This is a genomic window from Blastocatellia bacterium (assembly GCA_035573895.1).
Taxonomy (GTDB): Bacteria; Acidobacteriota; Blastocatellia; order HR10; family HR10; genus DATLZR01.
This window is the reverse complement of sequence record DATLZR010000016.1, coordinates 1-8,343: the sequence shown is the minus strand read 5'-3', so window position 1 is coordinate 8,343 and position 8,343 is coordinate 1. Positions and strand designations below refer to the sequence as shown.

The following is an 8,343-nucleotide window of genomic DNA, read 5'->3' as shown; positions in this document are numbered from 1 at the left end:
GCGGGAGCCGTTGGCATCCATGACGTAGAGTTCCAGGCGCATGGGCCGAATGAATCCGCTTTTGAGCAGGTCTTGATAGTCGGCCAGCTCCTTCTGGTTGCGCGGGTGATTGGCCCGATAGACGATGCGCTTGCCATCAGGAGAGAAAAAAGGTCCGCCATCATAGCCCGGCGTGCGCGTCAGCCGTTTCACATTCCGCCCATCGGCATCCATGATGTAAATGTCAGGGTCGCCATCCCGCATCGAAGTGAAGACGATCTTCTTCCCGTTGGGCGAAATAGTCGCCTCAGCATCGTACCCCGGCGTGGTCGTCAGTTGCCGGAGGTCGGAACCGTCGAGCCGGGCCGTGAAGATGTCGTAATGCTCGTACAATCCCCAAACATAGCCGCGCGAGAAATCAGGGCGCGGAGGACACTCCGGGTTGATGTGATGACTGGACGAAAAGAGGATCCGATCCCCTTTGGGGAAGATATAGCCGCAGGTCGTGCGTCCTTTGCCCGTGCTGACGAGGCGAACATCGCTGCCATCCACGTTCATGATGAAAATCTGATCGCATTGGTAGGGAGGGCGCGTTGACTGGAAGATCAGCTTCCGACCATCCGCCGAGAAATAGGCTTCGGCGTTTTCGCCGCCAAAGGTGAGCTGCTTGATGTTGGCCAGATGCTTTTCTTCCCCCGGATACAGCAGGGAAGCGGAATCGGCCTGTCTCACGAGAGGAGACCCACCGGTCGTTCCTCCAGCAGTGAGGCCGAGAATCAGACCGGCAACACCGATCATCCATCGTGTCATGGCATTTTTCCTCCCGAGGCTTCGGCCTCCTTGCCTGAGCACGCGAATCTTAAGACATTTTCTTTTTGAGTTCAAACGGGACGAAAACCGTCGAGGAGATCGGCCTCGTCTCCCGGTTTCTGGCCTCATCGGGGCGCATCATCCTGTCGGGAAGGCCCCTTCGTTCCCCTGCCGCCTCGGTCATGTCGGGGGGCCACCCGGCCGGTCTTCGGTTCTCGCTGCGCTCGACGGAGAGCGGTGCGGGCGCGCGTGAGCGCATGTTCAAAGATGTCTCGCACGTTGTGAGTGTCAACCAGGGGAAGGAACTCCTTCAGCCATCGCCGAACATAACGAAGATCAAGATGCAGACGCTGGCGAATCAAGATGCGCTCCACATCTTCTTGATCCCGGGCACGGCCGGCGACGCATTTATGGATGATCAGATCCTCGGCACTGATCAGGCGGAGAGGACGTATGCCGGGAAAGCAGGCGCGAACCGCCCGCTTCATGACCTCCTCTTCGTACCCAGGTATGCCCAGCGACACGTCTATCGGCACTCCTCTTTTACTTTCAACGAGCAGCATGCGATGACGCAGAGCAAAATCACGGGCAACGGGGATCCGTGGACGGAATCGTTTCAGGGTCTCAGTTAAGAAATCCTCAAGATGATCGGCCGGCACCATCACCGTCACGTCTACATCTCGCGTGGTGCGCGGCTCCCCCCAGTACTGCACCGCCAGCCCGCCAACGATGACGTAGGGGACGTTTCGCTTTTCCAGAAACAGGGCAATTTCCTCGGCGGCTCTGAGCACGCTCATCGTTTTCTTCCCCTGACCGGCCGAGACTGCTCCAGCACACGACGCATGATCCAGAGCAGCGGAGAAGGTTCGGATGTGACCTCCTCCCGGGACAGCGGCATGGCCAGATAGAGCCGGAGCGCCTTGTCCTCGGTTAAGTCGAGCAGCACGCGCACCCGCTCCTCATCTTCCTTTTGCTGCGCCGCCTGCTGATCTCGCAGCCAGCGTTTGACCGCTCTTTCGTTCAGTCTGGGCGACACGGACTCGAATTATACCACCACCATGAGAGGCCCGACGCGCGCCTGCCGACGCCCCCCGTGGAAAGGATCTTTGGTCTCCCGCGCAATTCGCCCGTCAGCTCGCCGCTTCACTCCTTCCCGGGAGCACAGAGGCTGCTCGGAAGGGGCCGATTTTTCACGCTGCCAGCGCGTGATCCAGATCGGCGATGATATCCTCGGCGTCCTCCAGGCCCACGGCTAAACGCACGAGGCCATCGGTCAGTCCCGCCGCTCGACGCTCCTCCGGTGGCATAGCGGCATGGGTCATCGAAGCCGGATGCTCGATCAAGGTCTCGGCGTCGCCGAGGCTGACGGCACGAGTGCAGAGCCTGACGGCGTTCACCAGCTTCATCCCTGCTTCTAACCCGCCCTTGACTTCAAACGAGAGGACGCCGCCAAAACCCCGCATCTGCCGCCGGGCTACCCCGTAGTGAGGACTCGTCTCCAATCCCGGATAATAGACCCGTTCGATCCTGGGATGCTCCTGCAAAAAGCGGGCGACAGCCAATCCGTTAGCGTTATGACGTTCCATGCGCAGGGCGAATGTCTTGAGCCCTCGCTGGAGCAACCAGGCCGTGAAGGGTTCGCAAATGGCTCCTTTTTCCTTCAGCTCCTCGCGTATCGCTCCAACGAGTCGAGCCGGTCCGACAATAGCTCCTGCGATCAGGTCTCCGTGACCGCCTAAATACTTGGTGGCGCTGTGGACGACGAGATCGGCTCCCAACTCCAGCGGCCGTTGATTGAACGGCGTGGCAAACGTGTTATCCACGACAACCAGCGCCCCCACGTGGTGGGCGATCTCGGCTACTCCGGCAATGTCCACCACACCAAGCAGGGGATTATCCGGCGTCTCGATGTAAATCAACCGCGTGCGGGGAGTCACGGCAGCACGCAGCTCACCCAGGTTCGTCGCATCAACATAACGGATTCTCATTCCGCATTTGTGCTCCATACGCTTGAGGAGAGTCAGCGTGCTGCCATAGAGCACGCGCCCGGCAACGATCTCCTGACCGGGTACCAGAAGCGCACATAACGTGGTCGAAATGGCTGCCATGCCTGACGAGGTCAAGAGCGCGCTCTCGGCCCCCTCCAGAGCGGCGATCTTCGAAGCCGTAGCCTCAACCGTGGGATTGGCCAGCCGGGTGTAGATGTACCCTTCTTCGGGATGAGCGAATCGCTCAGCCCCTTGCTCAGCGCTGTCAAAGGTGAAGGATGAGGTCAAATAAAGCGGCATGCTCAAGGCGTGAGCGACATCGGGAAGACGCCGCCCGCCGTGAATCGCCAGCGTTGACTCACCGACTTTGTTCGCAGCCAGTGTCATATCCTCTCCTCCGGCGAAAAAAGCCACAGATGTCGCCACTTCAGACCATCGGTGCTGTGACCACCAGGCGCTGATGGTGAACGAGCATGCCACACACTGACGGTACGAACGAATCCCGTCCCGTGAGTTGCGGCGAGCTGGAGCTTAGGAGGGAGTGATGCGACGGTGTGGGCCTTCGCCGCTCGACGCTTGCTGAAGCAGCGACATCCGGGTTCGGTTTCAGATGCTGATGTCATTGCGGCCATCTTTGATCATCCCCTCAGAAGCAGAAGCGAACCGTGTGCCACGTGGTCATCCCCGGTTAATCAGCTAGAGGGAGAGAAGTTAGCTTCAGTACCTCTCGCCTCAACGAGAGTCTTTTCCCCCACGTCGGGCGATTTTCCCCAGGAAGGGATGATCCCATCGCTTCCCTCGCCCACTTCCTTAGCGCCTCTGGGCGAGCCTTCTTCGACGACGTCTCGTGGAAACCCTTCGCGTGATCATTCGCCTGCACATTTCGTCATCTTGTTTTCTCACTCACCCGGTGCTAGACTCATCGCCGAACCGGAGGATTGCTATGGCGTCAGCAATCAAACTGACCATCGCCGACCTGGAAGCGCTCCCCGAAAATGGTAACCGGTATGAGCTCATCGAAGGAGAACTCTACGTGTCCACGCAACCTCATTGGTTTCATCAACGCGTCTGGGGTGAGCTGTTCACGGCCCTAAGCGTTTGGAGCAAAAAAAACCGGACGGGGAGTGGCAGTCTTAGCTCCCGGAGTCGTGTTCAGCGAAGAAGATGCGGTTGCTCCCGATATCATCTGGGTGAGCAAGGATCGGCTGAATATCATTGACCTTGAGAGCGGGACGTTGCGCGGTGCGCCTGGTTTGATCGTCGAGGTGCTGTCTCCCGGGCCGGAGAATGAACGGCAGGATAAACGAACCAAGCTCCAGCTTTACAGTCGCCACGGGGCGAAAGAGTACTGGGTTGTGGATTGGCAGATGAAAACCATTGAGGTCTATCGTCGCCGGGGAACATCGCTTCGATTGAGTTGTACGCTAAGGGAAGAGGACACCCTGACATCCTCCCTCCGGCTTTTCCGTAAAGGTGGAAGAACTGTTTCGCTGACGCCGAAGTAGACGCGGAAGATGCATCCCGAAGCGGCCAGGGCAGAGATGTGGGGAAGCGAGGGCATGCGCTGCTGTCGGTTCCCCATCGCAGAAATGAAAGGTGAACAGCAATGAAGGCGAGATCGGGCAGACCCTGAGCTGTTGATGCTGACTCTCGCCGCCCGCGTGGGTGAAACTTCAATTTCAAGGAGGTGTTCAATGTGCCGATGGTGGAGACTCTACCCTGCTGGAATGGCCTTCGTGGTCGTTGCATTCTCGTTGTTGGGGCGCGACGACGGCATAGCCGGGGTAGGCGCTTCCGGAGTGACGGGAGCCGCCCCCGTGCAATGCGTCGAGTGCCATAAGAAAGTCACGCCCAATATCGTCTCGGATTGGCAATTGAGCAAGCACAGTCAGAATGATATTGATTGCGCCGTCTGTCACGGGGATGAGCACACATCCGCTGAGGATGTCGCCAAGGTGAAGATTCCCACACCGGAAACCTGCGCGCTCTGCCATGAAGCGCAGGTGCAGCAATTCAAAAGCGGCAAGCATGCGTTTGCCTGGGCGGCGATGAAAGCCATGCCCACGACGCATGCGCTGCCGGTCGCGCTGCGCGAAGGGATGAAGGGCTGTGGCGGCTGCCACAAGATCGGACTCAAGACCGAAGCCGAGATCAAAGAACTGAAGGCGATGGGAGCCGGTTTCGGCGTCGCCTCCTGTGATGCCTGCCACACGCGGCATACGTTCTCGGTGACGGAGGCGCGGCAGCCACAAGCCTGCCAGACCTGCCACATGGGCTTTGACCATCCGCAATGGGAAATGTACTCCTCGTCCAAGCACGGCGTGCGCTATTTGCTCAAGCAAAACAAGACGCTTCCGGAAATGGTCGCCGCGCCCACCTGCCAGACCTGCCACATGCAAGAAGGCAACCATGCCGTGCGAACGGCCTGGGGATTTCTGGCCGTGCGGTTGCCTCTGCCGGAGGATAAGCAGTGGGCCGCCGATCAAACGACGATTCTTCAGGCGCTCGGCGTGCTCGACCCTGAAGGCAAGCCGACGCCGCGACTTGATGTGGTCAAGGCCGCCGATGTGGCCCGGCTGACGCACGACGACTGGCAAAAAGAACGCGACAAGATGGTGAAGACCTGCAACCAATGCCACTCGCTCAACTTCGCCAAAGCGGAGTTAGAAAAGGGCGATCAGATGATCAAAGAGGCCGATCGGCTGCTGGCCGAAGCCATTCGCACGGTGGCCGGACTGTATAAAGACGGCATCCTGAAAAAGCCCGCTTCCTATGCCTATGCCTTTCCCGATCTGCTCACCTTCCACGATGCGCCGACCCCGATCGAGCAGAAGCTGTTCGTCATGCATCTGGAACACCGGATGCGGGCGTTTCAGGGAACATTTCACGCCAACCCGGACTACGCGCTCTGGTATGGCTGGAGCGAAATGAAGCGAGACCTGAGCGAAATCAAGGCGATGGCCGATGAATTGCGCCGAACCCATCAACCACGCAAGAGATGAACAGCTTCAACGGAGAACCTCTCCGTGATCCATGCGCTGCTGCCAGGGCAGAGGGGCAGGCGTTTGCCGAAGGTGGGTCCGTGCTCTCTCTGACCGGCGGATCGAACAACCGAGCGTCTGACCGGGGGCCATGTCCTTCGCGGCAGGCCCTTCGGTCCGACTGAATCCTTTTCTCCCGATCTGGATCATACCGGGTGGAATCCGACGCCGACGGTCGGATTCCTCAAAAACCGGAAGAAAGGAGGAGACGACCCTATGGCGCTTGTCCGATGGAGACCATTTGAGGAACTCGAACGATTCCGGCGGGAGATGGATCGCCTGTTCGAGGATTTCTTCGGTCGGGAGTGGCCCGCGTTGCGTCCCGCCCGAGAAATTGCTCGCGTCGGCGTTTTCACTCCGGCCATTGATATGTACGACAAAAAAGATGAAATCGTCATCAAGGCGGAACTTCCAGGCCTCAATAAAGAGGACATCAACCTGGAGCTGACCGAGGACACGCTCACGCTCTCCGGTGAAGTGAAACGCGAGGAGGACGTCAAGGATGCCGATTACTATTGCTGTGAGCGAACCTATGGCAGCTTCTCGCGCACGATCGCTCTGCCGGCGAAGGTCAAGACCGACAAAGCCGAAGCCAACTTTAAGAATGGCATCCTGGAGATCCGCCTGCCGAAGGTCGAGGAAGCTCGGCCTCGACAGATCAAAGTCCAGGTGAAGTAGCTTTCCAGTCTGCGGAAGCAGCGCAGACTTTCGAGTCTGCGGAAGTAGCGACGCAGGCCGGAAAGCTCGCGCACCGGTAGCGCAACTTTCCAGTCTGCAAAGGACGCGGGCTCGAAAGCCTGCGCCGTACCACATGCGGCGAACGATGAAAGCATGGGAGCGCCCGCTCCCCGCAGGCTCAAGCAGAAGCTTGGGCTCCCGGAGTATTTTTTTCAAGGGAGGTAACACGTCATGCACTACCCCTGGTGGTATGTTCCGTTTCTCACTTCGCCCATGCTCATTGCCATCATATCGGTCTTACATGTGCTCGTCTCCCACTATGCCGTGGGCGGCGGGCTTTTCCTGGCCGTGGAGACGAGCTATGCCTATCGCACGAACAATCACGACTATCTGGCCTATCTGAAGCAACACGCCTGGTTCTTCATTCTCATCACGGTCGTCTACGGAGCCATCACCGGCGTAGGGATCTGGTGGACGATCGGATTGGCGTCACCGCTGGCGACCGAGACGCTGATTCACACCTTCGTCTTCGGCTGGGCCATCGAGTATGTCACGTTCATTCTGGAGATCGTCTCGGCATTCATCTTCTTCTACTGGTGGGGACGCCTCGATGCCCGGACGCACCAGCGGATCGGCTGGATTTATGCGGGATCGGCCTGGATCAGCCTGGTTCTCATCACCGGCATCACGGCCTTCATGCTGAACTCGGGGGACTGGCCGCAGAATCGCAGTTTCTGGGTGGGCTTTCTCAATCCGCAGTTCATCCCGCAGGTGCTGGCCCGCACGGGTGGTTCGTTCCTTCTGGCATCGCTTTACGTCTATCTGCATGCTGCTTTCAAAGTCAAAGATCCCCAGCTCAGCCACCTGATCGAACAGCGTTCGGCGCGACCGGCGTTGTGGGGCGCTGTCCTCATCGTGATTGGCGGGATCGGCTGGTACATCTTCCTGCCCGAATCGGCCAAAGCGGCGCTGGTCGCCGCCAGCGTGCTCAATGTTCTCATGGTGCTGATTTTCGTCCTGACGGTGGCCGTCTTTGCCATGTTTTACCTGGGGCCCTATCGGAATCCGCGCTGGCTCTCGCCGGGCTTCGCCATTTTCTTTTTCACGTTCGGGCTGGCAGCGGTCACTACCGGCGAGTACATCCGCGAGGCCGTGCGTAAGCCCTACATCATCTACAACGTCGTCCTGGGCAATCAAATCCTGGCCGACGAGATCCCTCGCCTGCGGCAAACGGGATATCTCGAAGGAGGCACCTGGACCAAAGCGTTCGTCGCACATCGCTATCCGCAGGCGATGAACGGCGGCGCGATTGACGAAGCGCGTCTCCTGACGCTCCCCGAGGCCGATCAGATCAAGCTGGGAGAAGTCCTCTTTCAGCACCACTGCAACGACTGTCACGCCAGTGCGAAGGGGTTCTCGCCGGTCGCTCAGTTGATTCGCGGGTGGACGCCGGAGATGATTCGCACCGTCGTCCGGTATCCGGAGAAAGCCCACTTCTTCATGCCGCCCTGGGCGGGCACACCGGAAGAAGTCGAGTTGCTGACGAAGTATCTGATCAGCATTGCGCCGCCCCATCCAGGCGGAATGTATTACGGCAAGTGAGCACGATCGGCCATCGGCCGATCAAGCGCCCGCGGATGAAAAGCGCCGACCGATTTCTGATCCGTGGGCAGAGATTTCGAGGAGGAATCGCTTATGAATCCGACGGAATTGCTTGGACCGTCCAGCCCGTTGGGCTATCCCGCGCCATACTGGTTTCTGGTGCTGTTCAAGGTCCTCGGGTTCACGCTCCATCTGGTGCCGATGAGTTTGTGGTATGCCGGAATCATTCTGGCTCTGCTCCTTCA

General features: G+C 59.0%; 9 protein-coding genes. 5 read left to right on the top strand and 4 right to left on the bottom strand.

What is annotated here, in order from left to right; all coding sequences use genetic code 11:
* The 4 genes from VNM72_02050 to VNM72_02035 form a co-directional block, all read right to left on the bottom strand.
* Positions 1-789: hypothetical protein (locus VNM72_02050; GenBank protein HXF04181.1), on the bottom strand; the 789-nt coding region annotated here is incomplete at its 3' end.
* Positions 790-914: 125 nt separating this feature from the next.
* Positions 915-1,586 carry a nucleotidyltransferase gene (locus VNM72_02045; GenBank protein HXF04180.1) on the bottom strand — a complete coding sequence of 224 codons (672 nt, stop codon included), beginning with the start codon at positions 1,584-1,586 and terminating at the stop codon, positions 915-917.
* On the bottom strand, positions 1,583-1,825 hold the full coding sequence (locus tag VNM72_02040) for a hypothetical protein (protein HXF04179.1): 243 nt from the start codon (positions 1,823-1,825) through the stop codon (positions 1,583-1,585). Before VNM72_02040 ends, VNM72_02045 begins: the two co-directional genes overlap by 4 nt.
* A 154-nt stretch (positions 1,826-1,979) precedes the next feature.
* Positions 1,980-3,164 (bottom strand): aminotransferase class I/II-fold pyridoxal phosphate-dependent enzyme, encoded by a 1,185-nt coding sequence (locus tag VNM72_02035; GenBank protein HXF04178.1) that lies wholly within the window; start codon positions 3,162-3,164, stop codon positions 1,980-1,982.
* A 556-nt stretch (positions 3,165-3,720) separates the two neighbouring features.
* Here VNM72_02035 and VNM72_02030 point away from each other — a divergent pair.
* From VNM72_02030 to VNM72_02010, 5 genes are all read left to right on the top strand, one after another.
* Entirely contained in the window at positions 3,721-3,996 is a 276-nt protein-coding gene (locus VNM72_02030; GenBank protein ID HXF04177.1) for a Uma2 family endonuclease, read from the top strand.
* Positions 3,926-4,282, top strand: coding sequence for a Uma2 family endonuclease (locus VNM72_02025; GenBank protein ID HXF04176.1), 357 nt, complete (start codon positions 3,926-3,928; stop codon positions 4,280-4,282). Before VNM72_02030 ends, VNM72_02025 begins: the two co-directional genes overlap by 71 nt.
* Before the next feature lie 189 nt (positions 4,283-4,471).
* Positions 4,472-5,779 carry a multiheme c-type cytochrome gene (locus tag VNM72_02020; GenBank protein ID HXF04175.1) on the top strand — a complete coding sequence of 436 codons (1,308 nt, stop codon included), beginning with the start codon at positions 4,472-4,474 and terminating at the stop codon, positions 5,777-5,779.
* 255 nt (positions 5,780-6,034) lie between these two features.
* Complete coding sequence (locus tag VNM72_02015; GenBank protein HXF04174.1) at positions 6,035-6,496, top strand: Hsp20/alpha crystallin family protein; 462 nt, start codon at positions 6,035-6,037, stop codon at positions 6,494-6,496.
* A gap of 231 nt (positions 6,497-6,727) precedes the next feature.
* Entirely contained in the window at positions 6,728-8,098 is a 1,371-nt protein-coding gene (locus VNM72_02010; protein ID HXF04173.1) for a cytochrome ubiquinol oxidase subunit I, read from the top strand.
* Positions 8,099-8,343: the final 245 nt, after the last annotated feature.